This window comes from Moraxella haemolytica (assembly GCF_030177935.1).
GTDB lineage: Bacteria > Pseudomonadota > Gammaproteobacteria > Pseudomonadales > Moraxellaceae > Moraxella > Moraxella haemolytica.
On sequence record NZ_CP089974.1, the window covers coordinates 1,752,114 to 1,778,298 of the forward strand.

Annotated in this window: 29 protein-coding genes and 1 tRNA gene; 25 read left to right on the top strand and 5 right to left on the bottom strand. The window is 45.0% G+C overall.

The window, feature by feature from the left end; translation table 11 throughout:
• The first annotated feature begins 104 nt into the window (after positions 1-104).
• The 18 genes from LU276_RS08380 to LU276_RS08465 all read left to right on the top strand — a co-directional run bounded on the left by LU276_RS08380 (position 105) and on the right by LU276_RS08465 (position 14,425).
• Entirely contained in the window at positions 105-1,310 is a 1,206-nt protein-coding gene (locus LU276_RS08380) for a phage portal protein (protein WP_284673390.1), read from the top strand.
• Positions 1,307-1,846 carry an HK97 family phage prohead protease gene (locus tag LU276_RS08385; protein WP_284673391.1) on the top strand — a complete coding sequence of 180 codons (540 nt, stop codon included), beginning with the start codon at positions 1,307-1,309 and terminating at the stop codon, positions 1,844-1,846. The genes LU276_RS08380 and LU276_RS08385 overlap by 4 nt, the downstream gene beginning before the upstream one ends.
• A gap of 58 nt (positions 1,847-1,904) precedes the next feature.
• Complete coding sequence (locus LU276_RS08390; protein WP_284673392.1) at positions 1,905-3,095, top strand: phage major capsid protein; 1,191 nt, start codon at positions 1,905-1,907, stop codon at positions 3,093-3,095.
• 56 nt (positions 3,096-3,151) lie between these two features.
• On the top strand, positions 3,152-3,379 hold the full coding sequence (locus LU276_RS08395; RefSeq protein WP_284673393.1) for a hypothetical protein: 228 nt from the start codon (positions 3,152-3,154) through the stop codon (positions 3,377-3,379).
• On the top strand, positions 3,360-3,686 hold the full coding sequence (locus LU276_RS08400) for a head-tail connector protein (RefSeq protein ID WP_284673394.1): 327 nt from the start codon (positions 3,360-3,362) through the stop codon (positions 3,684-3,686). The genes LU276_RS08395 and LU276_RS08400 overlap by 20 nt, the downstream gene beginning before the upstream one ends.
• A 1-nt stretch (position 3,687) precedes the next feature.
• Complete coding sequence (locus tag LU276_RS08405) at positions 3,688-4,029, top strand: phage head closure protein (RefSeq protein WP_284673395.1); 342 nt, start codon at positions 3,688-3,690, stop codon at positions 4,027-4,029.
• Positions 4,019-4,558, top strand: coding sequence for an HK97-gp10 family putative phage morphogenesis protein (locus tag LU276_RS08410; RefSeq protein WP_284673396.1), 540 nt, complete (start codon positions 4,019-4,021; stop codon positions 4,556-4,558). Before LU276_RS08405 ends, LU276_RS08410 begins: the two co-directional genes overlap by 11 nt.
• 56 nt (positions 4,559-4,614) lie before the next feature.
• Positions 4,615-5,310, top strand: coding sequence for a hypothetical protein (locus tag LU276_RS08415; RefSeq protein WP_284673397.1), 696 nt, complete (start codon positions 4,615-4,617; stop codon positions 5,308-5,310).
• Positions 5,311-5,373: 63 nt separating this feature from the next.
• A complete protein-coding gene (gene gp17 / locus LU276_RS08420) occupies positions 5,374-5,724 on the top strand; it encodes a tail completion protein gp17 (RefSeq protein ID WP_284673398.1) in 351 nt (116 codons plus the stop codon).
• 121 nt (positions 5,725-5,845) lie between these two features.
• Positions 5,846-6,280: a hypothetical protein gene (locus LU276_RS08425; protein ID WP_284673399.1), complete on the top strand. Its 435-nt coding sequence runs from the start codon at positions 5,846-5,848 to the stop codon at positions 6,278-6,280.
• 61 nt (positions 6,281-6,341) lie between these two features.
• On the top strand, positions 6,342-6,674 hold the full coding sequence (locus LU276_RS08430) for a phage tail assembly chaperone family protein, TAC (RefSeq protein WP_284673400.1): 333 nt from the start codon (positions 6,342-6,344) through the stop codon (positions 6,672-6,674).
• A 23-nt stretch (positions 6,675-6,697) separates the two neighbouring features.
• Positions 6,698-7,015, top strand: coding sequence for a phage tail assembly protein T (locus LU276_RS08435; RefSeq protein WP_284673401.1), 318 nt, complete (start codon positions 6,698-6,700; stop codon positions 7,013-7,015).
• Between the two features lie 364 nt (positions 7,016-7,379).
• Positions 7,380-8,198, top strand: coding sequence for a phage antirepressor N-terminal domain-containing protein (locus LU276_RS08440; protein ID WP_284673402.1), 819 nt, complete (start codon positions 7,380-7,382; stop codon positions 8,196-8,198).
• A gap of 371 nt (positions 8,199-8,569) precedes the next feature.
• Complete coding sequence (locus LU276_RS08445; protein WP_284673403.1) at positions 8,570-12,622, top strand: phage tail tape measure protein; 4,053 nt, start codon at positions 8,570-8,572, stop codon at positions 12,620-12,622.
• Positions 12,619-12,882 (top strand): hypothetical protein, encoded by a 264-nt coding sequence (locus tag LU276_RS08450; protein WP_284673404.1) that lies wholly within the window; start codon positions 12,619-12,621, stop codon positions 12,880-12,882. The genes LU276_RS08445 and LU276_RS08450 overlap by 4 nt, the downstream gene beginning before the upstream one ends.
• Positions 12,883-12,928: 46 nt before the next feature.
• A complete protein-coding gene (locus LU276_RS08455; RefSeq protein WP_284673405.1) occupies positions 12,929-13,258 on the top strand; it encodes a phage tail protein in 330 nt (109 codons plus the stop codon).
• A gap of 103 nt (positions 13,259-13,361) precedes the next feature.
• On the top strand, positions 13,362-13,742 hold the full coding sequence (locus LU276_RS08460; protein ID WP_284673406.1) for a hypothetical protein: 381 nt from the start codon (positions 13,362-13,364) through the stop codon (positions 13,740-13,742).
• Positions 13,743-13,747: 5 nt separating this feature from the next.
• A complete protein-coding gene (locus LU276_RS08465) occupies positions 13,748-14,425 on the top strand; it encodes a phage minor tail protein L (RefSeq protein WP_284673407.1) in 678 nt (225 codons plus the stop codon).
• Here LU276_RS08465 and LU276_RS08470 read toward each other — a convergent pair.
• Complete coding sequence (locus tag LU276_RS08470; RefSeq protein WP_284673408.1) at positions 14,422-14,616, bottom strand: hypothetical protein; 195 nt, start codon at positions 14,614-14,616, stop codon at positions 14,422-14,424. The genes LU276_RS08465 and LU276_RS08470 overlap by 4 nt on opposite strands.
• 396 nt (positions 14,617-15,012) lie before the next feature.
• Between LU276_RS08470 and LU276_RS08475 the strand changes: the two genes are divergently transcribed.
• Positions 15,013-15,807: a C40 family peptidase gene (locus LU276_RS08475; RefSeq protein WP_284673409.1), complete on the top strand. Its 795-nt coding sequence runs from the start codon at positions 15,013-15,015 to the stop codon at positions 15,805-15,807.
• On the opposite strand, the gene LU276_RS08480 is transcribed toward LU276_RS08475, so the two are convergent.
• Positions 15,775-16,179, bottom strand: coding sequence for a type II toxin-antitoxin system HicB family antitoxin (locus LU276_RS08480; protein WP_284673410.1), 405 nt, complete (start codon positions 16,177-16,179; stop codon positions 15,775-15,777). The genes LU276_RS08475 and LU276_RS08480 overlap by 33 nt on opposite strands.
• Before the next feature lie 32 nt (positions 16,180-16,211).
• Positions 16,212-16,403: a type II toxin-antitoxin system HicA family toxin gene (locus tag LU276_RS08485; protein ID WP_284673411.1), complete on the bottom strand. Its 192-nt coding sequence runs from the start codon at positions 16,401-16,403 to the stop codon at positions 16,212-16,214.
• 79 nt (positions 16,404-16,482) lie between these two features.
• Between LU276_RS08485 and LU276_RS08490 the strand changes: the two genes are divergently transcribed.
• The 6 genes from LU276_RS08490 (at position 16,483) to LU276_RS08515 (ending at position 23,317) form a co-directional block, all read left to right on the top strand.
• The gene (locus tag LU276_RS08490; protein ID WP_284673412.1) at positions 16,483-17,049 is read left to right on the top strand and encodes a tail assembly protein; all 567 of its coding nucleotides are present in this window, start codon (positions 16,483-16,485) and stop codon (positions 17,047-17,049) included.
• Positions 17,050-17,059: 10 nt separating this feature from the next.
• Positions 17,060-21,313, top strand: coding sequence for a TipJ family phage tail tip protein (gene gpJ, locus LU276_RS08495; protein WP_284673413.1), 4,254 nt, complete (start codon positions 17,060-17,062; stop codon positions 21,311-21,313).
• Positions 21,314-21,437: 124 nt separating this feature from the next.
• Positions 21,438-21,755, top strand: coding sequence for a phage holin family protein (locus LU276_RS08500; protein ID WP_284673414.1), 318 nt, complete (start codon positions 21,438-21,440; stop codon positions 21,753-21,755).
• Positions 21,756-21,780: 25 nt separating this feature from the next.
• Entirely contained in the window at positions 21,781-22,317 is a 537-nt protein-coding gene (locus LU276_RS08505; RefSeq protein WP_284673415.1) for an NlpC/P60 family protein, read from the top strand.
• Positions 22,318-22,554: 237 nt separating this feature from the next.
• Complete coding sequence (locus tag LU276_RS08510; protein WP_284673416.1) at positions 22,555-23,178, top strand: DedA family protein; 624 nt, start codon at positions 22,555-22,557, stop codon at positions 23,176-23,178.
• Between the two features lie 48 nt (positions 23,179-23,226).
• Positions 23,227-23,317 (top strand) — tRNA-Ser (locus tag LU276_RS08515).
• A 166-nt stretch (positions 23,318-23,483) separates the two neighbouring features.
• Here the strand turns inward: LU276_RS08515 and LU276_RS08520 are convergent.
• Together LU276_RS08520 and hemA are read right to left on the bottom strand one after the other, a co-directional pair.
• Positions 23,484-24,611 (bottom strand): aminotransferase class V-fold PLP-dependent enzyme, encoded by a 1,128-nt coding sequence (locus tag LU276_RS08520; RefSeq protein WP_284673417.1) that lies wholly within the window; start codon positions 24,609-24,611, stop codon positions 23,484-23,486.
• A gap of 131 nt (positions 24,612-24,742) precedes the next feature.
• Positions 24,743-26,074, bottom strand: coding sequence for a glutamyl-tRNA reductase (gene hemA / locus LU276_RS08525; RefSeq protein WP_284673418.1), 1,332 nt, complete (start codon positions 26,072-26,074; stop codon positions 24,743-24,745).
• Positions 26,075-26,185 lie beyond the last annotated feature (111 nt).

Here is a 26,185-nt window from a genome sequence, read left to right on the forward strand (position 1 = left end):
ATTTAATACAATGTATTATAATACATTGTATTATAATTACAAGTGATTTTTTTGATTTTAACCGCTTTTTGAGCGGTTTTTTTTATCGCAAAAAGGAAAATAAAATGAATTTTTTTGGTTGGCTCGGCTCACTTTTCGGGCGTTCACGCCTTGATAAAGGGCAACAGTCCGACCCCTTTATCGGCACAACATCGGCAAGTGGCAACGCCATCAATGCCGAAACTGCCCTTAAACTGTCTGCGGTGTGGGCGTGTGTACGCCTAAGAAGTCAAGTCATCGGCTCTTTACCCCTACATCTATATGGCAAAGACAAAAAGACAGCCGACCAGCACCTTTTGTATCGGCTACTACACGACAGCCCCAATGCCGATATGACGGCAAGCGAGTTTTGGGAAAGTATGGTGGCAAGTCTTGATTTGTGGGGCAATGCCTATGCACTCATTATCCGCCATAAAAAAACCAATCACATCATCGCCCTAGATGTGCTAAATCCCGAACAAATGAGCGTATCACGAGGCAAAGACGGCTTGATTACCTACATTTATCAAGAAAATGGCAAATATACCCGTTATGTGGCTGATGAGATTTTGCACATTAAGGGGTTTAGTTTGGACGGCTTGGTGGGGTTGTCGCCCATTAGCTACCAATCATCGGTGATTGGACTGCAAACGGACGCCAACAACGCCACCGCCCACGAATTTAGAAACTCGCTCAAAGCAGGCGGATTTTTGAAAGTTGGTGAAAACACACTTACTGATGAACAGCGAGAACGCCTAAGAAAGCATTTGACCGAATTTGGCAAGCCCGAAAACGCAGGTAAATACATGGTTTTGGAGGCGGGTATGGATGTGGCGGGCGGGCATAGCCTAAGAATGAACCCACAGGACGCACAGCTTTTGGAAAGTCGTTATTTTGGCATTGAAGAAATATGCCGTATCTTTGGCGTGCCACCACAGCTTATTTACCATACCGACAAGGCAAGCAGTTGGGCAAGTAGCTTGGAAAATATGAATTTGGGCTTTTTGATGTATTCGCTCCGCCCTATTTTAGTCAAAATTGAACAGGCAATTGTCAAAAAACTGCTCACCCCTGCCGAGCGTGGACAATATAAACCCAGATGGAGCGTGGAAGGACTGCTACGGGCGGATAGTAATGGGCGGTCGGCATTTTATACTTCGGCATTGCAAAACGGCTGGCTGACAAGAAACGAAGTGCGAGAATTGGAAGACCTACCGCCTTTGGACGGGGGCGACACGCTAACCGTACAGACGAATTTAACGCATTTACAAGATTTGGGGAGAAATGAATGACTTTACAAACAAAATCACTCTCATTTAAAGCCGAAAACCTACAAGATGACGGCACATTTAGCGGATATTGTAGCGTCTTTGATGTCAAAGACAGTTATGGCGATATTGTCAAGAAGGGTGCTTTTGTCAATTCTTTGAACGAATGGCAAGCCAAAGGCAAGATGCCCCCAATCCTATGGCAACACAGCAGAAATGAAGTCATTGGCGTGTGGACAAAACTGTATGAAGACGATAAGGGGCTATTTGGCGAAGGTAAATTACTCATTGACGATGTCGCCAAAGCAAAAGAAGCCTACGCCCTCATCAAAAATGGGGCGATTGACGGACTGTCTATCGGCTATCGTAACGACAAGTGGGCGTGGAATGATGATGATAATGTGCTTGAACTGTTGGAAATTGACTTAAAAGAAGTGTCAATCGTAACCTTCCCTGCCAATGAAGACAGTACCGTATCAAGTGTCAAAGCCGAAGCGATAAAAGCCAAAGATGCACAAAACGCCTTAAAAATTCTTGCCAATATTAACCAATCATTTTAAATTTTAAATCAACCCAACGCCCTACTAACCGCTAGGGCTTTTTTAATAGGAAACATCTATGACCGACCAAACCACCAATTACACCGAACTTGCCAAAGAGTTTGCCCGTGCTACTGACAATGTCAAAGAAGTGGCGGAAGATATTAAGGGCAAAATGGCAAATAATGAAAAGCTGTCCCAATACGCCATTGACAAGGCTGATGAAGCCCTAGTGTCAATGAATGATATTAAATTGCGACTTGATGAACTGGAACAAAAAGACGCACGCCGTGGCTCTGATGATACCGATTTTTGTACACTTGGCGAGAAGTTTGCCGATTCTGAAGCCTTAAAACAGCTACAGGCTGACCCACGCGGTGTCAAGCAAGCCAAACTTGAAGTCAAAGCCAACATCACATCAGCCACGGCTGACGCCAATGGTTCAGCAGGCGTGCTAATCAGTGACCACCGAGTACCAGGTCTTGTTGTGCCACCTAATCGCCGAATGACGGTACGCGACTTGTTGATGGCGGGTTCAACTTCAAGCAACGCCATCACTTATATGCGTGAGACTGGGTTCACTAATGGTGCAGCCATTCAGCAAAACGAAGGTGACAAAAAAGCACAATCTGACATTAAGTTTGATGAGCAGACAGTCAATGTGGCAACCTTGGCACACTTTTTTAAAGCATCTCGCCAAATCTTGGATGACGCACCACAACTGGCAAGCCACATCAATGGTCGCTTAATCTATGGCCTAAAACTGGTGGAAGAACAGCAGCTGCTCAATGGCGATGGACTATCAGGCAATCTAAAAGGTATCATCACTCAAGCAACAGCGTTCAACGATAAGGCAACACTGGCGAAATATACCATCATCGACCAGCTACGCCTTGCTATGTTGCAAGCGGTGTTGGCTGAATACCCTGCAAGTGGTCATGTACTAAACCCGATTGATTGGGCGAAGATTGAGCTTGCCAAAGATGACAATGGTCGCTACATCATCGGCAATCCACAAGGCACAGCAACGCCAACGCTGTGGGGCTTGCCTGTGGTAGCAACCCAAGCAATGCAAGCGGGCAAATTCTTGACAGGTGCGTTTGACCTTGGCGCACAAATCTTTGACCGTCAAGATTCGACCGTGATGGTTGGTTTTGAAAATGATGATTTTACGCGTAACTTGGTGACTATCCTAGCTGAAGAGCGTTTGGCGTTGGCGGTGTATCGCCCCGAAGCCTTTATTCATGGCACTTTGGCTGATAAAGTTTAACTCAACCAAAAGCCCTAGAAGTGGTTATTTCTAGGGTTTTTTACTAGGGGTTTTTGATGAAATATAAAGTTATCCGCCAACATTATGGCGATAAACAATACTTTGCAGGCGAGAGCCGAGAAGTTACCAACGAACACGATGCCAAGATTCTGATTAGCATGGGATTAATTGAACCAATCGCAGGCGAGAAAGCCAAGGCAGCACCAAAGAACAAGGCTGAGCCGAAGGTACAAAATAAAGCTGAGAGCGACTTGGATAATAAAGATGAACAAAATCACCCTTGAACAAGTCAAACATCAATGCCGAATTGAACACGATGACGAAGACCCTTTATTAACGCTTTACATCAATTCGGCATATCGGGCGGTGGAAAAATTTACCGACAAGACACTGTTTTTTGATGACATACCGATAGATAGCGACAAAGAGCGTTGTATTTTGCTTAGTGATGACATCAACCAAGCCTGCCTAATGCTCATCGCCCACTGGTATGCCAACCGTGAAACGGTGGGGGCAAATATGGTAAACATTGCCAAAATGCCCTATGCGGTGGATTTTTTGTTAAGTCCATACCGATTTATGGGGGTGTAAAATGGCAATCGGTGCAGGACAGCTTCGCCACCGTGTGCAATTTTACCGCCAATCTACCACTCGCTCCGCCACAGGAGCGGTCAAAGTGGGACAATGGGAACACACCTTGACCCTTTGGGGGCAGTTTACGCCCCTATCGGTCAAAGACATCATCAAAGGGCAAGCCGAGCAAGTCAACATCACCGCACGAGCCACCATTCGCCACCGCACCGACATTGATGGCACCATGCGTGTGCAATATGCAGGGCGAATGTATGAGATTGTCGGTGAGCCTTTGGCGGATAATGGCAGTGGGCGTGAATATCTCACATTAGTGCTAAAAGGGGTTGCCGATGAAGATTAAGGGGATTGATGAGCTTAATAAAAAACTACACCAACTGCGTGATGAGGTGGGCAATAAAGATGCTGGCGGTGTGCTGTATTCGTCTTTGATGTTCGCCAGTACGCCGATGTACAAAACCATTAGAGCCAAAGCCCCTGTTAGTCCTGGCCCTTATCGTCGCTATATGTCAGGTGGTCAAGGCGATGGCTATTATTTTGATAAAAACGGCAAAAAACGCAGACGACGAGCCAAACGGGGAACGGGCAAATACCAAATGCAAAATCCCGAACTTTATAAAAAGTCTATCAAACGCAGACGGCTAACCAAAGGGGTTAGTGCCAACATAGACGGAGCAGCCATTGCCATTTATGTGGCGAAAAATACAGGCAAGACTTTTGGTGATGCGTATTATTGGTTTTTTAATGAATATGGCACAGCTTACCAAGCCCCACGCCCCATTTTTCGTCCGACATTTGATGGTGGCTATGCCAATGCAGAAGTCCGCTTTGCTAAAAAGCTCGGTGAGCGAATTGATAAGATTATGGGCTAATCATTGCTATTTTGTTTCTGATTGTGTATGATGTTAAACACAATAGGAGTAAAATCATGAAAAAAATCTTTAAAATCATCGCTATCATCATTGGCATTCTATTTGTGATTGGTGTGATTGGAGCAATCCTAGAGACTCCAGAACAAAAAGCAGAACGAGAAGCTAAGGCTGCCACCGAAAAGGCAGAAAAAGAAGCTCAACACGCCATCAAGCAGGCAGAAGCTGACGCAAAAGCCAAAGCTGAGACAGAAAAAGCCGCCAAAGAACAAGCAGAAAAAGAAGCTGAACTGGTTGCTGACTTTGGTATGACCCCGCAAGAACTTGGCAGAGGCATCGATCAAAGAATCAAAGATGTCATGAATGTTGAGACAACGCTTGCTAATGTAAAAAGTGGCAGTATTTCTTTTGATATGGACTTAGGCGAAGGTATCATCTGGAGTGGTAATGTCAATGAGCAAGGCAAAGCGTCTGCAACGAGCCTGCAAATGAAAATCAGAGAAGGCGATGAACAAGGGCGTGTGATGAGCTTGCTGTTACTGGTGGGTGCGACCGTGCAAGTGTTACACCCAGATTTACCGAACGAGCAAGCATCACAAAAAGTGGGTGAGATGACCGAAAAAGCCATTAATAAAGCCCTAAAAACACAAGAAGCAGTAACAGAGAGCATTATGATTGGTGATATCAAGCACTTTATTGAAGTGTATCCGTCATCTGGTGTTATTAAGATTGGTGCTGCTCATAAAGACCAGTAATTAATTCATTTTCAATTAAAACCGTTCCCTGTGAGCGGTTTTTTTATTGCCAAAGGAAATCTCATGACCGCAAGCGAACGCATATACAGCCTATTAGCCGATCTGGTCGCTGGGCGGTGTTATCCGCTGTTCGTGCCAGAGAGCGAAAACAAGCCCCCGCCTTATGTCGTGTATAGCATCATCTCCAATCTACCAGACAACACCCTAGACGGCATCACAGGTCATGAGTGGGTGCGGGTGCAGATTGATGTTTATACCAATGACTATGACAGCACCCTTGAGCTTTCCGCCAAAGCCGTGCGAAAACTGGATACCATACAGCCGTCCGTCTATGGCGGTACGACCTATTTGCACGATGATGGGCTATGGCGTGGGCTGATTGAATACGAATTTTGGCAAACTTTGCCAGATTGATTTTTTTACCACCAACCAACTGACAGGAGAATAATATGTCAGATCTACAGTAGTAGAAATTTAAAGACAGTCGTTAGACTTATCCACCATTTTACCACAATCAAGCAATAGGAGTAAAAAAATGTCAGCAGAAAATACCAAAGACAGCTTTTATCAGCTGTGGGTGTCTGAGACGGGCGCGTCAGGCACCTTTAAAAAAATCAACCGCCTAACCAAGGCGGCACCGCCCAACGAAGCCAAAGTGCTGGACGAAATCACCGCCACCGATGATCGTCGTACAGTCAAGGCAGCGGTGGATTTTAAAGAAGAGTCTGAGGTTGAGTTTGAATATGTACTACTGCCTGATGACGAGACACATCAGCTGCTACAGACGGGCTTTGATACGGGTAAAGAGCTGTATTTTCAGTATAAATTCGTAGAAGCGCCAGCAGAAAGCCGTGAATTTAAAGGTATGATTGCTGAGCTGACCACCGATGGCGAAGACACCAAAAAGAAACTTCGCAAAAAAGGCAAAATCACCATCACGGGTGAAGTTAAAAAAGAACTCACCGTCTAAATCAACTTACCACCAAGCCCATCCTATTGATGGGCTTTTGTTCTAAAAAAAGGAAAAAAATATGACCGCATTAACTAAAGCTGCTATTTTAGCTGCCATCGCAACAACACCCATCCTAAAAGAGATTAATGGCTTTGGCGAAGTTTACTTGAAAAAATTGACAGTCGCTGAACAAGGCGAGCTTGCCAAACAGGGTGAGAAAACTGACAATGTTACCGCCAGTCTGTACATGGTGGCATATTCGCTGTGCGATGAAAATGGCAAACGCCTATTTAATGATAACGATGTCAAAGAACTAGGCAATCTAACCGCTGAACAGATGACCGCCATTGTCGGTGCAATTAGTGAAATCAATGGCTTTGACGCCAAACTTGATGACATTAAAAAAAACTAATCAGCGATAAAGACCGCCGTTTTTTGTTCAAGCTTGCCGCCCATCTTGGTAAGACGGTGGGCGAGCTTGAACGCACACTCACGGTGGTCGAGCTTGTCGAATGGCAAGCGTATGATGCCATTGATCCTATTGGAGGTTATCGCACCGATTTAGGCTTTGCTTTGCTTGCCTATCTGCAAGCTGGCGACAAGAACAAATCCGTGCATGATTTTTTGATCATTGATCCAAATCCAATGACCGATGAGATGCGTGAAGTCTTTGAGAAAGAGCAAGAAAAAATCAAGGTGCGACAAGAAGTGGCGGCAATGATTGCGATGTTTAATCGGCTTGAAAAAGGGTAAGAAATTCAGGTGCGGTTATGATGACCATACCTGCCTGTATGATAAAGGCAACTACCTATAGCCAGCAAGCAAAAACGCTTGCTTTTTTTATCAACCTAAGTTAGTATAATCTTACTACTAAAAACTCAAAGCGGTATCAAATCTCGCCCCGTCAGAGCGTTATTTTTATGCCTGTAATTTGTAAACTGTGGTCATATCACCACAGTTGAACAAAAACGCATAGCCACATTCGTCTTATGACGGGTTGAGAGGCGTAATACAACACCCGTAAGGGAAATATGCCCGCTGTGTCTTTGAGTACAGTAGTTGAGACCCGTTACCCTATTTTGGGTAATACTAACTAAAAACTCAAAGGAGACATTTTATGTCAAATCAAGTCCAAGCCGTCAAATTCTATGACGACACCCTTATCACCCTAGAAAAAGATGGCGAGCATTATGTCGCTGTCCGTCCCATTGTAGAAAATATGGGATTGGATTGGAAAAGCCAATCAGCTAAGCTAAACAATCCAAAATTCAACTGTGGTGTTATCGCCACAGTTGCCAAAGATGGAAAAATCCGTGAAGTGCTATGTATGCCAATCAAAAAATTAAACGGCTGGCTATTTAGCATCAATCCACAAAAAGTGCGTGCCGACATTCGTCATATCGTCGAGCAGTATCAAGAAGAGTGCTTTACCGTCCTACACGACTACTGGAACGAAGGTGTTGCCATCAATCCACGCTTTTCATCGGTAGATGACAGACGACCATTGATACAGGCGGTGAATAAATTTGTCAAACAGACCAATCTTAGCCATAAAGATGTCTGGGGAATGTTGCATGACCAGTTTAACATCAAAAGTGCCGACGAACTTGACATCAATGACATCAGACCCGCCATCGCCTATCTGCACGGCTTATTGATGACAGCGGGGAAATCTGACACCGCCGATTACAATGCCTTTTGGCGGACGGTGGGCTTGATGGAGTATGACCGAGTTACCACAGAAATCAGGGAGCTACAAAGATGCCTTGATGTACTGAGTCAAAAATTCTTTAAGCTATCCAAAAGCACAGGGCTAATCTTTGATGCATTAAACGAACAGGCGACAGGTAGTCTCATGCCTTTTGCCGAAAGGCGTAAGCAAGCCCAAGATTTCCTTGATAAGCATCGTGCCAAAAAACAGCATTATTTGCATTAGATATTTACTTAATATGGTTGAATAACTGGTTAATTTCAGCTATGATTCGGCATGACGATTCGTTGTCTGTTTTGGAACGTGAAATGCTATTCTTGCTTTCTTTGCTTTTTGTTTTTGCGATGGTGTTGATTTTTTTGATGCCAATCGCTGGCGTTTCTTTACTTATCATTGGTGTGGTGCTGTATCATTTCACCATAGGTTATTATATTGAGTTTTGCAAAGCCTACAAAGAATTACAAAATCAACACAAGCAAGAGAATCAACCAAAGTAATAGATTGTGAATACCTACTTTTTTGTTAGATCAAGTCCACCTTTGTGGACTGTTTGGAATTAAACCGCTCTGTTGAGCGGTTTTTTATTGGAAAAAACAATGTCCGTCATTTCAAAATTACAAATCGTCCTAGAAGCCAATACCACCGCTTTTGACCGCAATCTTAGCAAGGTTAATGACCAGCTTGGCAAGTTTTCAAAATCCGTGCAAGACATGCACGCCAAAATGGACAAATTTGAGCGAAAAAACCGTGAAGCCTTGCAAGGCTTGCAGACCGCAGGAAAAGTAGCAGCGGTAGGCTTAGGCGTGATGGCGGTTGGTATTAAGGGTGCTGTAACAGCGGCTGTAGATTTTGAAAAATCTATGGCAGGCGTCAAAAAAGTCATTGATTTTGAGACGCCTGAGCAGTTTAGGCAGATGGAGCAAGACATCATCGCTTTATCGCAGCGCCTACCGATGGCAGCGACCGACATTGCCGCCATCATGGAGGCAGCAGGTCAATCTGGCATCGCACGAGATGAGCTGACACGCTTTGCCGAGTCTGCGGTTAAGATGGGCGTGGCGTTTGACATCACGGCTGAAGAAGCAGGCAAAGCAATGGCAGAAATGCGTGCGTCTTTTGGCATGACACAGACAGAAGTGGAGACGCTTGCCGACCAGATTAACTACCTTGGCAACAATTCCACCAACTCAGCACCGCACATCATGGAAGTGGTGCAACGCATCGGCTCATTGGCTGAGATGGCGAACATTTCTTCATCTACCATTGCCGCCTTAACTGCGTCTATGGTCGGTATCGCCCCTGAAGTGGCGGCGACCAGCCTAAAAAACTTCTCGCTACAGCTCGTCAAAGGCGAGAGCTTATCAAAGTCTGCTAAGGCAGCATTCGTTCAGATGGGGCTTGATTACAACCAAGTCGCCAAAGACATGCAGACTGACAGCGAAGGCACCATCAGAAAAGTACTAGAAGCTGTCCAAAAAGTCCCAGAGCATATGCGTGCGGCGGTGCTAAACGACGCCTTCGGCTCAGAATCCATTGCTGCCATCTCACAGCTGGTTACTAACATCGATACGGTGGATAAGAACTTAAAAGCGATGGGCGACTCTGCTACTTATGCAGGCTCCATGCTTGAGGAATTTGAATCCATGGCAGGCACATCAGCAGCACAAATGCAGCTGTTTGACAACAACATGCAAGCCATGAAAATCGCCTTTGGTACGGCGTTTTTACCCGTGCTTAATCAAGCGATGGAGGCAATCACACCAGTGATAAAAAGCATCACCGACTGGGCACAAAAAAATCCAGAGCTGGTTACGACCATCACCGCCATTGTAGGCGGTGTGCTGGGTGCGATTGCGGCACTGGGTGGTCTTGCGTTGGCGTTCACGGCGGTAACAGGCGGTATCGGTGCGATGGTGTCAATCGGCAAAATGATTGCCGTGATTATCAGCCCCATCTTTAATGTGTTCAGTGCTGTCAAAATGTTTGGGGCGGCATTGGCGGCACTTGGATTCCCTGTGACCGCTGTGGTTTTGGGGATTGCCGCCCTAGTCGCCGCAGGTGTCGCCCTGTACATGAATTGGGACACTGTCAAAGCCAAAGCCATTGAAGTATGGAACGCCATACCGCAGTATGCAGACCAAGCATGGCAATGGATTCAAGGCGTATGGGGTGGTATTGGTGCGTGGTTTAGTGGTATTTGGGATAGCGTTGTTAGCAGTGTCAATACCGCATGGGTCGCCATCAAACAAGCCTTTGCAAATTGGCTTGCCGGTATGCCAGCACCAGTACAAGAGATGGTCGCTAATATTGGCAGCATCTTTAGCGGTATTGCCAGCATTGCAAGTGCGGCATGGTCTGGCATCACCGCTGTTGCTCAGACGGTATTTAGCGCCGTTGTAGCGGCATGGCAAGGCTTGTCATCTGCTGTATCATCAGCGTGGCAAGGCATTGTCAGTGTCGCAACGAGTGTTTGGGATAGCGTTAAGTCTGCCGTGCAATCAGCCATCAATGCGATTAAGCCAATTATCACAAGCGTTGCAAGCTTTTTTTCAAGTGCTTGGAATGGCTTGGTAAGCGTGGCTCAAAGCGTGTGGAATGGCGTAAAAGCGGCCGTATCAGCGGCGATGACAGCAATTAAAGCCATTTTTACCGCAGGCTTAACCGTATTTGCCAGCGTGTTTAATGCAGGATTTGCCCTCGTTAAAAATATCTTTACCACTACCTTTAATGTGATTAAATCGCTTGTGCGTGGCGATATGAATGGTGTGCGTCAGGCGTTTAAAGACGGCTTCGATAGAGCGGTGCAAATTGCTAAAAAAGCCAAAGATGACATCGTAGGTGCGTTAAGAGACTTGGGTAAGCGACTCATTCAGATGGGTCGTGATGCCATTCAAGGCTTGATTAACGGCATGAGCGAGAAAATCACTGCTGCTGTTAATAAAGCCCAAGAAATCGCTGGCAAGGTTATTGGGGCGGTCAAAAGTGCGTTTGACATTCACTCGCCATCTCGGGTGATGCAATCGTTGGGCGAATGGGTATCAGAAGGCTTGGCGTTGGGCATTGATCATAAAGCCCCAATGGTGGAAAAATCCGCCAAAAAGCTTGCTAAGACAACCAAAGACGCACTGACAAGCGAGCTCCAAAGATTAAGCCGTGAGCTGTTTATTGGCAAGCTAAAACTGCAACAAAACCCCTTTGCCGAGCTGACCGCTGACATTGCCTTTGGCAAATATGGCAAGCATGACACCGCCCAACTGTTACTTTTGGCTGAGCAAAATGACAGAATGCAAAAGGCGGTGGAATTTAGCGAACGCCTGCAAAAAGTGCGTCAAGAGATTGCTGAGATTGGGCTTGATGAGATTGGCTTGCTTGAATTACAGCGTAGCAACTACGCCATGATCAACGATGAAAATTTTAATCGGTTAAAAACACTGATTGAGCAAAGAAATGCCAAGCAAAACACCCATAATCTGACACAAAAAATCGCAGAGCTTGATGAAAAAATTCTACTGGTTGGCAAAAGTGAACTTGAAGTATTGCAACATCAGTTAAACACCGCCAAAGAGTATGAAGGTGTATCTGATGATATTAAGCAAAGCTATCTTGACCGCACCAAAGCCCTGCAAGATGAGTTAAAAGCCGCTGAACGCTTAGCAAAAGTCAAATCTGCCACCGACGACATCGCCAAGCATAAACATATTTTGGCAAATTGGCAAGACAAACACGCCGCCTTAGTATATGACTTGGCAAAAGACGGCTACGATGCCAGTCAGATTGACAAGATTGTCGGTGCTGAAAAAGTCAAAGAGCAGGTGTCTGAGCTGACCAAGCTGTTTGATGATTTAAAGCACAAAAAAGTGTTTGGCGATGCCATCAATACCGCCAACCTCACAAGCTTTGGTGGTGGTATTGATTTTGTCAGTCAAATGTATCAAAAAAAGGCTGTATTAGATAAGGTGCTTGAAGAACAGCAGGCAAAGCTTGAAGAAGCCCGTGAGCAAGGTTTGATTGACCTTGCCACTTACCAAAGCCAAGAAAGGGCACTGATTGAACAGCACGAAGCCAAGAAGCGACAACTTGCTGAATCCAGCAACCAAGCCTTATTGGCTGGCACAACAGACCTTATGAAAATGATGTACGGTGAGAAAAGCAAACAATACAAATGGGCGTTTGGTCTTGAAAAAGCCTATGCCATCAGCCGCATCTTGATGCAAAACAAAGTGGCACTGGCGAATGCTTGGGCGTCAGCCCCTTTTCCTGCCAATCTGGGAGCTGTTGCTAAGACGCTGGCTGAGACAGGCTCTTTGGTGCCTATGGTCAATGCCATCAAGCCCATCGGACAAGCCCACGACGGCATCATGTCCGTGCCAAAATCAGGCACTTGGAACTTAGAAAAAGGCGAGCGTGTTTTGCCTAAGCACACCGCCAAAGCCTTAGATGATAAATTGAACAGCTTGCAGGGTCGAGGTGAAACGAAGGTCATCATTAACAATTACACCAGCGAAAAAGCCGAAGTGCAAAAAATGCCAAATGGTGATATGATGGTTACTATCGGCAAGATGATGAGACAGATTGGGCGTGCCGAAGCTCAACAGGTTGTCCGAGAAGAACTCGGGCAAAATGGTTTAATTTCTAGGAGACTATCATGAATATTGATGAAGTGTCAGCAGTAGCTGAAGGGCTAACAGGCGTATCTTTGGATGTCTGCCAAGCTAATAGATTATTGGTTTCTAGTCTTGTGAAGTATTTAGCGAACAAGAATGTAATTGATTTAGATGATTATCTCGATTACAGTCAACAAGTGAAAGAGCTTCTAATAAATAATACTGATTCAGAAAGTGGACTTAACAGCACAATTATTGATTTTGTCTTTGAGCTGCATCAAAACGATTTTAGAAAACCTGAATAATCAATAGAACCCGCAATTTAGCGGGTTTTTTTAAATGAGGTATGCAATGAAAACCTTCACTTGGAAAATGAACATGGGAGCGTCTGCCAGCACTCGCCATGCGGTCAGTAAGACGCAGTTTGGTGATGGCTATGCCCAACGGGTCAGCTTTGGCATTAACAACAAAGCGACCGACTGGACTGGCACAATCCGAGGCGATCTTGCCACCATCATCAAGCCTGTGATGGCGTTTTTGGACGAACACAAAGGCATTCTGCCTTTTCTTTGGGCGAATCCGCACGGCGAAACCAAAAAATACATTTGCCAAGATTATGATGTTAAACAACGCAAAGGCAACTTTTGGGAAATTAGCCTAAAATTCGAGCAAACCTTTTAAGTTGTTAAGTAAAATTTGACAACTCAAGCCAAAACCCATTGATTTTAATGGGTTTTATTTTTTGCCACCTGGCAAGGTGGTATTTTTTTAACGGAGATAAACCATGACCCAAACCCTAACCACCCTAAACCGCACCGAAGCCCAAATCCTACAAGCATTTATCTGGCAGGTAGACACTTGGCAAAGTCAATATGGCGACAAAGCCAACAAGGTAGAAATCGTCTATTATCCTGAAGATGACGGCTTTGAAGTCGTCAATGGAGAAAAAGACAATGGCGTATTAAAGCGTAACCGCACCACCGCCTTTCGTGCCGAGATTCTAGCATGGGCAACGGCTCAGCTCAATCAACTTAAAGGGTGGAATAACGACAAAACCATCACCGCCTTTGCCTGTGTGTATCAAAATGGCGAATTTGGCGTGGCGGTGGAAGTTACCGACAAGACTGCCGAAAATGTCAGCGATGAAGCGGCAGACAGCGAGTAACGCTTATGAGCTTTAATGCAGACATACAACAAAGCACCGTACAAGGTTTGATCACCTTGTACGAGCTGGACGCCAGACGACTTGGCGGCGATGTGTACCGCTTTCATGGGCATAACCATTTAGACAATGGGGGTGTTATCACTTGGCAAAATCAAGAGTTTATCGCTGTTGCCGTCAAAGCTGATGGATTAGAAGTGCGTTCTGACGGTCGTGCTTCTGCTCCTACTTTGACAATCCACAACGACATTGGTGGCATACCCCAAGCCTTACGCTTTTTATGCCTTAGATATGGCGATTTTGTAGGGGCTAAATTAAAAGTCATTCACACATTAGCAGAATATCTGACCAGTGCTGATGAACAAAATTATAAAATCCAAAACTGGTACATTGAACAAAAAACATCAGAAACCAATGCCACCACCACCTTTGAGCTGTCAAACCCTGTGGACTTTGAGGGCTTAAAAATCCCAGTGCGTCAAATCACCAGCTACTGCCATTGGGCGGTGTGTGGTCGTTATCGTGGCGAAGAATGTGGCTATATCGGCACCAACCGCTTTACCACAGATGGCAAGCCCACCGACAACCCAGAACTAGACAGGTGTGGTGGGCGTTTATCTGATTGTAAATTAAGAGACAATGAACAACGATTTGGCGGTTTTCCTGCCAGTAGTTTGGTGGGTTAGTCAAGCGTTTTGGCATACTCAACCAAAGCGGTTTTGATTGCCATTGCCTTGCTACAATCTTTATGAGCCATAATCTTATTTAAGGCATCTAAAATATCAGGTTCGGTGTGGCTAATCACAAGAGCGATGTTGGCAAGTGCCTTTTGGCGGTAGGTGTTGGTAGCTCTTTTGTGGGATTGACTGACGGACATTTGACTTTTTCCTAAAATATGTTAGTATAAGAATTAGGAGATGGGGCTAGTTTCCATCGCCCCCACCGTAGGTCTCACTTATGGCGTTACCCTTAGGTGCTGTCATTAGTAGGCTGGTAAGCTAACTAACAGCAGAGTTACAATGATAAATACTTTAACGAGCGTATTCATTGCTATCTCCAAGTTAGCCACCACTCAATCAGGTCGGTGGCGGTAACCTATCAAGGCTTGGTATGCCAGTACCTTGCCTTGATGTTGCTTATTATATACTAGTATTTAAATAAGGTCAAGTAATTTTATTAAATTATTTGGCTTTTTTATTTTATAAGCCATTGAATTATAAACACATATTCAGCCGTCCAAGTACAACTTGGGCGGTTTTTTATTGGATAAACTATGCGACTAACCAAACCCCTTAAAGACCAAATCATAACCCACGCTTGGGACGACTACCCCAACGAGTGCTGTGGTGTGATTATTGATGGTCAATACCACCCTTGTACCAACATCGCCCCCAATCCTGCCAATGCGTTTGAGATTGACCCTGATCAATTTATTAACTTATCCAAGCTTGGCGAAATACAGGCAATTGTCCACAGCCACCCTGATGGCGAACCGTTGCCATCTGAAGTGGATAAGGTGCAAATGGGACTACATGACATAGATTGGGTAATTGTCGGACTTGGCACAACACCTACAGGGGCAACATACTGCGACATCAAACGCCATAAGCCCACCACTTATCAAAGCCCACTTTTGGGGCGTGAATATCATCATGGCGTACAAGATTGCTACAGCTTAGTGCGTGATTATTACAAGCGAGAACTATCCATTGAACTGCCCGACTTTGATCGAGTGGATGAATGGTGGGAAAATGCCGACCATGAACCCTTGTATGAAGCCAATTTTGCAAAAGCAGGGTTTGCACAGGTGGATGATTTGCAAAAACATGATGTCATTTTATGCCGTGTCGGTCGCACCCACCACATCAATCACGCCTTAATCTTTGTCGGTAATGGCAAATTGCAATCAGAAAATACCCCCGATTGTGTGGGTGATTGCCTAGTATTGCATCACCCACATTCGGCATTATCCAAGCGTGAGATTTATGGCGAGAGTTGGCAAAAACGCACCGCTCTAATTGTACGACATCAAAGTCTATGCCAAATCACGACTGGCAAGCTGTGCTAGATAGTTGCTGCGGCTTTTATATAAATGTTTATGACTTGCTACTTTTTCATCAATTTGATTGATTAAAAATTGTGGCAAAGTGATATTGATTTTATGGGTTTTAGTATTGTACTTGGCTAGGTCAATATCAACCCATGCCCACATATAGCCTGTATATTTGGGGTTTTGTTGATGCGTGCTAAATTTTGTGGGCAAAGGAATATCCTCGCCATCTTCTGCCAATCCACTAAAATGCAAATCAATACATTCGATTGCACAATGCAACAAGTCATCAAGCTCATCACAGGCAGATACCAAATGCGGAATGTCTGGAAAAAAAATGGCGTGAGCGGTTTGTTCATTGCCTAGTTTTACAGCGATGGGATATAACATAAAAGACTCCTTAAAGGTCGGCAAGTTGAGGGCTAATCGCTTAGCCCTGCTTGTATCATAATGCTTTTGACGGTTTCTTTATCAAGGTCTTTTTTAGGGTCTGGTACAGTTACTCGTCCTTTTTTGGTTGGGTGCTTGAACTGCTTATGACTGCCAGCATTTGCCTTAATTTGAAACCAACCATCAGCTTTGATGATTTTAATGACTTCTCTACTACTTGCCATTTTTAAACCTCTTTGCGTTGTTGGTGTGCTTATTATACTTCTAGAGTTATAATTTGTCAAGTAAAAAAAGGTAAAAAATATGAAAACAATCCAACTACACGGCATCCTTGCCAAAAAATTCGGCAGATTTTTTAAATTAGATGTCAAAAGTGCCAAAGAAGCCTGCCATGCGATTGCTTGTCAAATCCCTGCTTTTAAAGCATTTATGATGCGTGCTGAGCAAGACGGCATCCGCTTTGCCGTGTTTAACGGTAAAAAACGCAACGAGCGTACCAACATCGGTGAAAATCAGCTTAACGACATCACCACTGCTAACCACATTCACATCGTTCCCAAAGTCATGGGTAGTGGCGGCAAAGCAATGGGCTGGCTACAAGTGGTGGCTGGGGCGGCGTTGGTGGCGGTCGGTGTGCTTGTGCCAGGAGCACAAGCATTGATTGGTGCTGGTGTGGGTCTGATGATTGGCGGTGTTGCCAGTCTACTGATGCCCACCCCCAAACTAGACCCTGCTAATGAAGACGGCAACAAGCCAAATAACGGCTTTGGTGGTGCGGTAACGACTGTAGCACAAGGCAATCCTGTACCCATTTTGTACGGTGAGCGAGAAGTGGGTGGGTTTATTGTGTCGGCAGGTATTAGAGTTTAAGAGTAAAGATATGAACATACACGGCTCAAAAAAACAAAAAGGTCAAGCAAGAAAACCAACCATCGCCACCGATGATTTGGTTTCTACTGGCTATGCACAAATCTTATACGGTCTTTGTGAAGGCGAGATTGCAGGCTTAGCAGACGACGGCAAATCCATTCTTCTTGAGAACACACCACTCATCAATGACAACGGACAGCCAAACTTTGATGGCGTGTCTTGGGAGTTTCGCACAGGCACGCTTGACCAAACCCACATTGCAGGCTTTCCAGCTGTTGAAAACGAACACAACATCGGTGTTGAGTTACGACACGACAGAGACTGGACAAGACAAATCAATAACCGTGAATTGTCAGCGGTGCGTGTGCGTCTAAACTTTAATGCTCTTAGAGAGCAAAAAGAAAATGGCGACATTACAGGTTATGCCATTTCTTATGCTATTGATGTACAAACAGATGGCGGCAGCTTTGTTGAAGTCTTGACCGATACCGTGCGTGGTAAAGCATCACAGGGCTATAAAAAAGCCCACCGCATTGATTTGCCCAACTCTGGCACAGCCAAACGCTGGACAATTCGTGTTCGTCGTATCACACCTAATCGTGATAGCGAACTGGTCGCTGATACGATGAGCATTGACGCACTGACTGAGATTATCGACGCCAAACTGTCTTATCCTTGCACGGCACTGCTTGGCATCTCTTATGACGCCAAAACCTTTAATAACATTGCTAAAATTGCGGTACGCTTAAAAGGCAAGATTATCCAAGTGCCCAGTAACTACAACCCAGAGACACGCACCTATAACGGCTTATGGGACGGCACTTTTAAGCCTGCTTATAGCAACAATCCAGCTTGGGTGTATTATGACTTATGCACGCATCACCGATATGGACTGGGTGAACGCTTAAGCGGTATGGTGGATAAATGGCGACTGTATCAGATTGGGCAATATTGTGATGAACTTGTTGATGATGGCAAAGGCGGAAAAGAGCCAAGATTTACCTGCAATGTCTATATCCAAAAAGCAGACGATGCATATCGTGTCTTACAAAACTTGGCAAGCGTGTTTCGTGGACTATCATTTTGGGACGGACAAAATATCGTCGTTGATAGCGATACGCCCAAAGAGCCCGTTTACACTTTTAGCCCTGCCAATGTGGTGGGTGGCGAATTTAGCTATACAGGCACACGAGCAAGGGATAGACACACTTTGGCAAAAGTGGCGTGGGACAATCCAGAGAATAACTTTACCACAGAATACGAGCTAATCCCTGATGAGGGGGCAATCGCCAAATATGGCGTGCGTACGCTAGATATTTCAGCTTTTGGCTGTACATCACAAGGACAAGCACAAAGAGCAGGACTGTGGGCGTTAAAAGCCGAGCAGTTAGAGACACAAACGGTGAGCTTTAAAACAGGTTTGATGGGCTTTATCCCCCAAGTTGGGCAAGTGATTAACATTGCCGATAATGTGTTTGCAGGGCGTGCCATCTCTGGCAAAATCGTGGCGGTGGCTGATAATCAAAAAATCATCACGCTTGATAGGGCGGCAGGAAAAGTGGGCGATATCATTACCTTAAATACGCTTGGACAAATCGCCACCGCCACCATTACCGCCGTGCATGGCGAGACACTCACGCTTGACAAGGCAATGGGCGAAATAGGCGATGTGTGGGCGATTATCAGTGATGACTTAAAACTTATGCAGTTTAGAGTGCTGACCATTGCCCAAAACGATGATGCCACCTTTGACATCACTGCCTTAGAGTACAACCGCCAAAAATATCAAGCGGTGGACAATGGAGCTATTGTAACTCAAGAGCCATTTACCGTGCTCAAAGTCGCCACAATATCCGCCCCCAAATCAGTGAGCTTGACCGCAAGCACTCGCACGGTGCAAGGACAAGCCATTACCACGCTGTCTATCAACTGGGAGCAGGTGGCAGGTGCGGTGGCGTACATTGTGGAGTGGCGAAAAGACGACAACGCATGGCAATCTCAAAAAATCGCCAGCCAAAGCCTTGATATTGATGGCGTATATGCTGGCAACTATCAAGCACGAGTGCGTGCGGTGGATGCCTTTGATAATGAAAGCCTAGCCACCACAAGCCAATTAACCAATATCACAGGCAAAACAGGCAAACCGCCAAAACTGTATTTATTTAAAGTAAAAGGCGGTCTGTTTAGTATGTACCTTGACTGGATATTTAACCACGGCTCAGAAGACACCAATTATACAGAGATTCAAATAAGCCCTGACGGACAAGCAAACATTGCTACGCTGGCGGTATTTAGTTATCCGACCAACAGCCACACGATTACAGGCTTACAAGGCAACTTAACCCAGTTTTACCGTGCCAGAATTGTAGATAAACTCGGCAATACATCAGATTGGACAGACTGGATAAGTGGCACGACATCATCAGATGCCGCCAAAGTGCTGGACTTAATCAGTGGTCAGATCAGTGAGAGTCATCTAGACCGTACACTCAGGGAGCCGATTGCTAAGATTGATGCGTTTGATGGCAAGATCAATCTGTTCAACGCCAAAATCCCTAGCATTGAGCAAGCGGTGCAACAAGCCAACGCACGATTGCCCCAGTTAAACCGCAGCATTGATGAGCTCATGCGTGATAAAAATGCCAAAAGTCAAGAAATCGCTAACATCAGGCAAAATTTGGGCAACACCACCACCCAAATCCGAGATGTTGCCACCAGCACAAGCAACCTGACAAGGCGATTGGGCGAGATGATGGTCAACCAGCAGCATAACAATGACACGCTGAACGCAAGAATTCAAACTGTTCAAGACAGCATTGTTGGCACAGAACAAGCCATCAATCAGATGCGTGAGACGATGAATGCCAAGTTCACCAGTCTAAGCGACAACCTGCTTGTTGGTGGCGATGAGACGAAAGTATCAACCGATTGGGGTATCAGATACCCAATCAAAGAGCAATTGTCAGCAAGACAAAGGGTAAAAATCAGCTTAAAAAATGCCCAAAACCTCACCTCCGTGGCTGTCTATAATTCAGGCACATCAGGTTCAGCTAAAATCGGAGACTTACGCAAGGTGGGCGATGAATGGGTAGGCGAATTCGCTTGGAGGATTTACGGCTCTAACAATGAGCTGATACTCTACCGCCAGCCACGACGCTCAAGGCAGTCTGTCCAAGCCGTACTCGCCAAGCATACCGACACCACGGCATTGATTGATGAGGTAAAACGAACACTTGCTGAAAAAGAGCGTGCATTGTCAGAGCGTATCGGACAATTAGATACCACCCTAAACGGTCAGACCACAAGCATTAGAAATGTACAGCGGTCAGTCGATGGCGTGCGTGCGATTAAAGCAGTGACTGTTGATAACAATGGGGTCATCAGCGGTTATGGTCTTATGAGTGAACTGCAAAACGGTCGTGTGAATAGCCAGTTTGGCATTAACGCTGATAGCTTCTACATTGGCAACCCAAGAGATAACAAAAAGCCGTTTGTTGTCTACTCTCGTCCGACCGTAGTTAACGGTGTGCGACTGCCAGCAGGAGCGTATTTACACGGTGATTTTATTGCCACAGGTTCAATCAGCGGCGATAAAATCACAGCAAACACATCAATCACAGCACCCACCATCAATGGTGGACAAATCAACATTAACAATCGCTTCTTAGTTGATAGACACGGCAACATGACAGCAAAATCAGGGGTGTTCGAGGGTGAAGTACGAGCAGATAAAATAACAGGTAAAATCGGAATCGAAAATGTAAGCACCAATGTATTCGTTCCTCACTATGCTTGTTATCATCTTAATAGGTCATATTATTTTAATCCTGTCTTAAGTACAAATAAAATTTCTCATTCATTCTTGGGTGTCCCTGATGTTTTTGCTTTAGATAATTATGTTGATGCTGATATGAGTTATTCACGCATCTTAGCATCGTGGGGCGGTATATCTGACCATGTGTCATCTCCACATGCGACATCCTCTTTTGGCGTACTATATCAGATGAGAGTAGAGGTTAACAGAGAGACGACAATCAAGCAAAAGCTGATTTTTTGCGATGACCAATTCGGCTGTTGGGTCGATGGGGAATGCAAATGGTATAGCGGTATTGTACACAGCTCTTCAGTCATTAAAAGTTTTTCTTTAAGTGCTGGTCGTCATACTATTAACTATGTGTTATCTAATAATAGGGGTGGCTTATCAGGAGTAATATTATTGGGTGATTTTATCGATAATGACAACATTAAATTTGTTTATGATTAGGAGTAAGCCTAAAAATCTAACCGCAATCACCGCCCATCACTGATGGGCTTTTTATTATCAGGAGAAAACAAATGAAACACAACATCAAGCTCAACATCACAGTGGACGGAACAGAGGAATAATTATGATCGAAAAAGACCCAACCACCTACACCATCATCACCTATCTATGGGTGGGACTGCTGGCGATGGCAGGTGGCTTGGTGGCGTTCATTAGGCGACTTAACAAGCAAAGAAAGCCTGAGAAGCTTACAGTAGTGTTCATTAAGCTCGTTGGGGAATTGATGGTGTCAGCATTCGCTGGCGTCGTCACATTCTACCTCTGCGAATACCTAGAGACCGAGCCGCTATTGACAGCGGTGGCGGTCGCCATCAGCGGTCACTTGGGCGGTAACGCCATCGATGCCATCGGCAAAAAAATCAATCATCTATTTAGCCCCTAATGGGGCTTTTTATTGGAGCACAAAAATGAAAAATGAATTAAAATGGGTGCAAATCGCCCGCCAGTACATCGGACAACAAGAAATCAAGGGGGTCAAGCACAACCCATTGGTGGTGGAGATGTGGACAACAGGCTTTACTGCCACAAATCAAGCCCACCGCCTAAAAGAAAAAGTACGGCAAAATGACGAAACACCATGGTGCGGTGCATTTGTCGCATTTGTCATGGCAAAGGCAGGATTGTCGCATCACATTCCAAAATCTTTCCCATTGGCTCGTTCATGGGTGACGGCAGGCAGTAAGCTCAATAACCCCGCTTATGGCTGCGTGGTGGTGTTTAGTCGCAATGGTGGTGGTCATGTAGGGTTTTGTGTTGGTAGAGACAAGCATGGTAATATTATGGTGCTTGGCGGCAATAAAGGCGATGCGGTCAATATCAAGCCATTTAGCCCATCTCGTGTGCTGGGCTATCGCTGGTGTGGTACACAGTCTATGCCTGCGACACATCGGTTTGCGTTGCCTGTGTTGGCGAGTGATGGGAGAGTGAGTAGGAATGAGGCTTGAAATATTTGTCAATCTCCGTTTTACTTGCTATAATAGCAGGCATATAGTTTAGTGATTGATAGCAACACACACCAATCCACACAAAAATCAGATGATTTTTAAAAATATCTATAAAAATCAATGATTTATGTAAAATAATCGGTGGTCGCCATCTCCACCAAATTTCTATATTTTTATATATTTTTAATAAAATCAATCACTCAAGTGGTTGATTTTTATTATTATCGGTGATAAATAATGCAGTTCATCAGTGATTGGGTACTTGAGATAATGGACAAATTAGGTCTATTTAGTGTTACTCTCATGATGTTTTTAGAAAATGTTTTCCCTCCCATTCCCAGTGAGCTTATCATGCCTGCTGCAGGCTTTGCTGCCGCCATGGGACAGATGAATATTATTGCTGTCATCATGGCTGGCACGCTAGGCTCGGTACTTGGTGCATTGCCTTTATACTACTTTGGTACAATGCTTGATGAGCATAGATTACACCGACTCACCAAAAAATACGGCAAATACTTTCTTCTTAAGCCCAGTGACATCGTTGACGCACAGGCTTGGTTTGATAAGTATGGCAAATCTGTTATCTTTTTTGGACGAATGATTCCTGCCATTCGCTCACTGATTTCCATTCCCGCAGGCATGGCTCGTATGCCATTACTACCATTTTTGATACTGACTACATTTGGCTCTGCCATTTGGAGTGCTATCTTGGCTTATGCAGGCTATGCACTTGGGGCAAATTACGAATTGGTTGAAGAGTTCATCGCTCCTATCAGCACAGCTGTCATCTCTGTTCTGCTCATCGCCTTTGTTATTATCGTCATCAGACGAGTCAGAAGTGTATTTTTTGATCATAAATGATGAATTTTTTACGACAAATGAGAAAAAATTTGTTATAATAGATGAATTGGAGACGTGGCTGAGTGGTCGAAAGCGCACGCCTGGAAAGTGTGTATACGTTAATAGCGTATCGAGGGTTCGAATCCCTCCGTCTCCGCCAGACTACATTTTACGGTAAAACCAATCAATAGCAAGCCGTATCAAAAAACCCCTGTAGAATAAGAGCTACAAGGGTTTTATGTTTGATGAATCAACAAGGGTAATTCGCAAGTATAGGCACAGCTTGTATTGACTAAGCAGGCTTAGATTAAGTAGTGAATGACTGGTTAATCAAACACCTTATCTGCTGCTGCCTTAAATCGTGCCACAGTTCCTTCGATGTCCGTCAGCTTATCAAGCCCAAACAGCCCAATGCGAAAACTCTGATAACCCTCGGGTTCACCAACCTGTAGCGGTGTGCCTGCTGCAATCTGCAAACCCTGTTCGGCAAATGCCACGCCTTTATGCACCGCTTCACTTGGTGCATGGCAGACGACCACACCTCGTGCTTGATACTCAGGATGAGCAACACTGCAAATACCTTTATCATTGAGTACTTTTAAGATATCCTTACCCAATTTGATTTGAGCGGATTTTAGGACATCATAACCAACCGCTTTCGCCTCAAAAAGTGCCTCTCTTAACTGTTTAAGTCCATCAGTTGGCATGGTGGCATGATAGGCATGACCCCCATTTTCATAAGCTGTTATGATATTAATCCACGCCTTTAAATCAAGAGAGAAACTGCTTGGTGTGCTATTTAGTGCCATCTCTTTTGCTTGCTTATTCATCATCACAAGTCCGGCACAGGGCGTGCTAGATAAGCCTTTTTGTGGTGCACTGATTAGCACATCAATACCAAGTGCTTTCATGTCAAGCCAAATACAGCCAGAAGCAATGCAGTCAATCACCAAGATACCACCCACCTCATGCACCGCTTCACCTAATGCCTTAATGTACGCATCGGTCAGCATCATGCCAGAGGCCGTCTCAACATGCGGTGCAAACACAACCTGAGGTCTGTTCTCACGAACAAAGGCGGTTACCTCATCAATATTGGCAGGGAAAAATACTGCCTGTGTTGCTTCTGCATGATTGGCACAAAACACCTTGCTTGACTTTGCTACATCCGTCGCCTCCAAAATCTGCGTCCAACGATAGCTAAACCAGCCATTACGGATAATCATGACCTCTTTGTCCTTAGCAAAGGCACGCACCACCGCCTCCATGCCAGAAGTCCCAGAACCTGGCACGATGGCGACCGCATCAGCTTGGTATAGCGATTTTAATTCTGCGGACAAATCTCGCATAACCCCCTGAAATTCCTTAGACATATGATTTAAGGCTCGGTCAGTATAGACTACCGAATACTCCAGCAATCCATCAGGGTCAATATCATTTCTTAAAGCGGGCATCTTGTTCTCCTTGTCAAGAATTTGGACAATCCAATCTTCATCAATGTATCAAGCTTAATCAAAAAAATCAACCACTTGTTTTTACAAATGGTTGAGATTGACCAGTCCAAATTTTCCAATAAGATAGAGTCTCACTCACGATAGGCATGATTTAAGGTATCTGTTATCATCTCTAGCACATCAGGGTCACTGTTTTGAGCAGTATCACGGATTAGTCTTGATGGGGCGTGTGTCAGTGTCTGCGTAAGTGCGTGGGCAAATTGCGTCATCACCTGATGAGCATCATCTCCATCATCTAGGCGAGCTAAGGCGATTTTTAGCAATCTGTCTTTATGTGATTGGGCAATCTGCCGATAATGGGTGATTTGCGTGCGTGCCACCTGCACTTGCATCTGATGTTCAATATCCAGCACCAGCTGACTGACCATCAGCTCAGCCTCTACCGCCGCTTGTTTTCGCTCTTCCAAATTCCCTGCGATGACATGTTGCAAATCATCTACAGAATACAGATAGACATCATCAAGACTGCCCACTTTTGGCTCAATATCACGAGGTACTGCCAAATCCACCATCAACATTGGACGATGACGGCGAGTTTTTAAGGCAACCTTCACCATCTCATGACTGATGAGCGTATCCATACTACCACTACAGCTACTCATCACATCAGCGTGATGTAGATACTCACCGATCTCATTGATGGATACAAGCTGAATCTCTACCGTGCGGCCTGCCGTCCGTGCCATTTCATGTAGCTCATCTGCTAGATTCTTGGCTCGCTCATGGCTACGATTGGCAATAATAATTTTTGCCATGCCTAAAGATGCCACATTGTGTGCCACCAAACGATTCATCTCGCCTGCCGCCACCAGCATAAAGGTTAATTGGTTTGGCTGATCAAAAACCTGCGTTACTAACTTAGCGGTAGCAAAACCAAGCGTAACCGCCTGTGCACCCACTTTTGTATCACGACGCACCGCTCGTGCCGCAGCAAAGACCTGTTGGGTTAGCCAATCAAAACCCTGCCCCATGCCACCATACTCACGAGATAAGGCGACCGCCTGTCTAATTTGCCCCAAAATCTGCGGTTCGCCCAAGATCATCGAGTCTAGCCCTGCTGCCACCCTCAGCCAATGATTTAATGCTCTATTATTTTCATAAACATATAAAAACGGACTGATGTGTTCAAGTGGCAAACCCTTAAAATCTGCCAACCAAGCCTTGATTTTTTGGGTCGCCTCACTGATGGGTGCATCTTCATCATCTATCACCTCTGCACACAGGGCATCACTGGGTAATTTGACATAGATTTCACTGCGATTGCAGGTAGAAACAATCACCGAACCATCGGTCAATGCTCGTAATTCGGCAATGGCGTGCGACAAATCACGCCCAAACGACAACTTCTCACGAAGTGCCACAGGGGCGGTTTTATGATTGACTCCGATGACGGCTAATTTCATTTTGCTAACTTAAGTTATTGATGGCAATCAAAATGAGGCTAAATTATTTATTATAACAGCTTTTTAAGAATTTGTAACAAGATTGCCTATAATTAAGCACAAAAGCATAAA

Bases quoted from the DNA above. Each gene is read 5' to 3' on its own strand.
- LU276_RS08380 (WP_284673390.1), top strand. From the start codon at position 105: ATGAATTTTTTTGGTTGGCTCGGCTCACTTTTCGGGCGTTCACGCCTT.
- LU276_RS08385 (WP_284673391.1), top strand. From the start codon at position 1,307: ATGACTTTACAAACAAAATCACTCTCATTTAAAGCCGAAAACCTACAA.
- LU276_RS08390 (WP_284673392.1), top strand. From the start codon at position 1,905: ATGACCGACCAAACCACCAATTACACCGAACTTGCCAAAGAGTTTGCC.
- LU276_RS08395 (WP_284673393.1), top strand. From the start codon at position 3,152: ATGAAATATAAAGTTATCCGCCAACATTATGGCGATAAACAATACTTT.
- LU276_RS08400 (WP_284673394.1), top strand. From the start codon at position 3,360: ATGAACAAAATCACCCTTGAACAAGTCAAACATCAATGCCGAATTGAA.
- LU276_RS08405 (WP_284673395.1), top strand. From the start codon at position 3,688: ATGGCAATCGGTGCAGGACAGCTTCGCCACCGTGTGCAATTTTACCGC.
- LU276_RS08410 (WP_284673396.1), top strand. From the start codon at position 4,019: ATGAAGATTAAGGGGATTGATGAGCTTAATAAAAAACTACACCAACTG.
- LU276_RS08415 (WP_284673397.1), top strand. From the start codon at position 4,615: ATGAAAAAAATCTTTAAAATCATCGCTATCATCATTGGCATTCTATTT.
- gp17 (WP_284673398.1), top strand. From the start codon at position 5,374: ATGACCGCAAGCGAACGCATATACAGCCTATTAGCCGATCTGGTCGCT.
- LU276_RS08425 (WP_284673399.1), top strand. From the start codon at position 5,846: ATGTCAGCAGAAAATACCAAAGACAGCTTTTATCAGCTGTGGGTGTCT.
- LU276_RS08430 (WP_284673400.1), top strand. From the start codon at position 6,342: ATGACCGCATTAACTAAAGCTGCTATTTTAGCTGCCATCGCAACAACA.
- LU276_RS08440 (WP_284673402.1), top strand. From the start codon at position 7,380: ATGTCAAATCAAGTCCAAGCCGTCAAATTCTATGACGACACCCTTATC.
- LU276_RS08445 (WP_284673403.1), top strand. From the start codon at position 8,570: ATGTCCGTCATTTCAAAATTACAAATCGTCCTAGAAGCCAATACCACC.
- LU276_RS08450 (WP_284673404.1), top strand. From the start codon at position 12,619: ATGAATATTGATGAAGTGTCAGCAGTAGCTGAAGGGCTAACAGGCGTA.
- LU276_RS08455 (WP_284673405.1), top strand. From the start codon at position 12,929: ATGAAAACCTTCACTTGGAAAATGAACATGGGAGCGTCTGCCAGCACT.
- LU276_RS08460 (WP_284673406.1), top strand. From the start codon at position 13,362: ATGACCCAAACCCTAACCACCCTAAACCGCACCGAAGCCCAAATCCTA.
- LU276_RS08465 (WP_284673407.1), top strand. From the start codon at position 13,748: ATGAGCTTTAATGCAGACATACAACAAAGCACCGTACAAGGTTTGATC.
- LU276_RS08470 (WP_284673408.1), bottom strand. From the start codon at position 14,616: ATGTCCGTCAGTCAATCCCACAAAAGAGCTACCAACACCTACCGCCAA.
- LU276_RS08475 (WP_284673409.1), top strand. From the start codon at position 15,013: ATGCGACTAACCAAACCCCTTAAAGACCAAATCATAACCCACGCTTGG.
- LU276_RS08480 (WP_284673410.1), bottom strand. From the start codon at position 16,179: ATGTTATATCCCATCGCTGTAAAACTAGGCAATGAACAAACCGCTCAC.
- LU276_RS08485 (WP_284673411.1), bottom strand. From the start codon at position 16,403: ATGGCAAGTAGTAGAGAAGTCATTAAAATCATCAAAGCTGATGGTTGG.
- LU276_RS08490 (WP_284673412.1), top strand. From the start codon at position 16,483: ATGAAAACAATCCAACTACACGGCATCCTTGCCAAAAAATTCGGCAGA.
- gpJ (WP_284673413.1), top strand. From the start codon at position 17,060: ATGAACATACACGGCTCAAAAAAACAAAAAGGTCAAGCAAGAAAACCA.
- LU276_RS08500 (WP_284673414.1), top strand. From the start codon at position 21,438: ATGATCGAAAAAGACCCAACCACCTACACCATCATCACCTATCTATGG.
- LU276_RS08505 (WP_284673415.1), top strand. From the start codon at position 21,781: ATGAAAAATGAATTAAAATGGGTGCAAATCGCCCGCCAGTACATCGGA.
- LU276_RS08510 (WP_284673416.1), top strand. From the start codon at position 22,555: ATGCAGTTCATCAGTGATTGGGTACTTGAGATAATGGACAAATTAGGT.
- LU276_RS08520 (WP_284673417.1), bottom strand. From the start codon at position 24,611: ATGCCCGCTTTAAGAAATGATATTGACCCTGATGGATTGCTGGAGTAT.
- hemA (WP_284673418.1), bottom strand. From the start codon at position 26,074: ATGAAATTAGCCGTCATCGGAGTCAATCATAAAACCGCCCCTGTGGCA.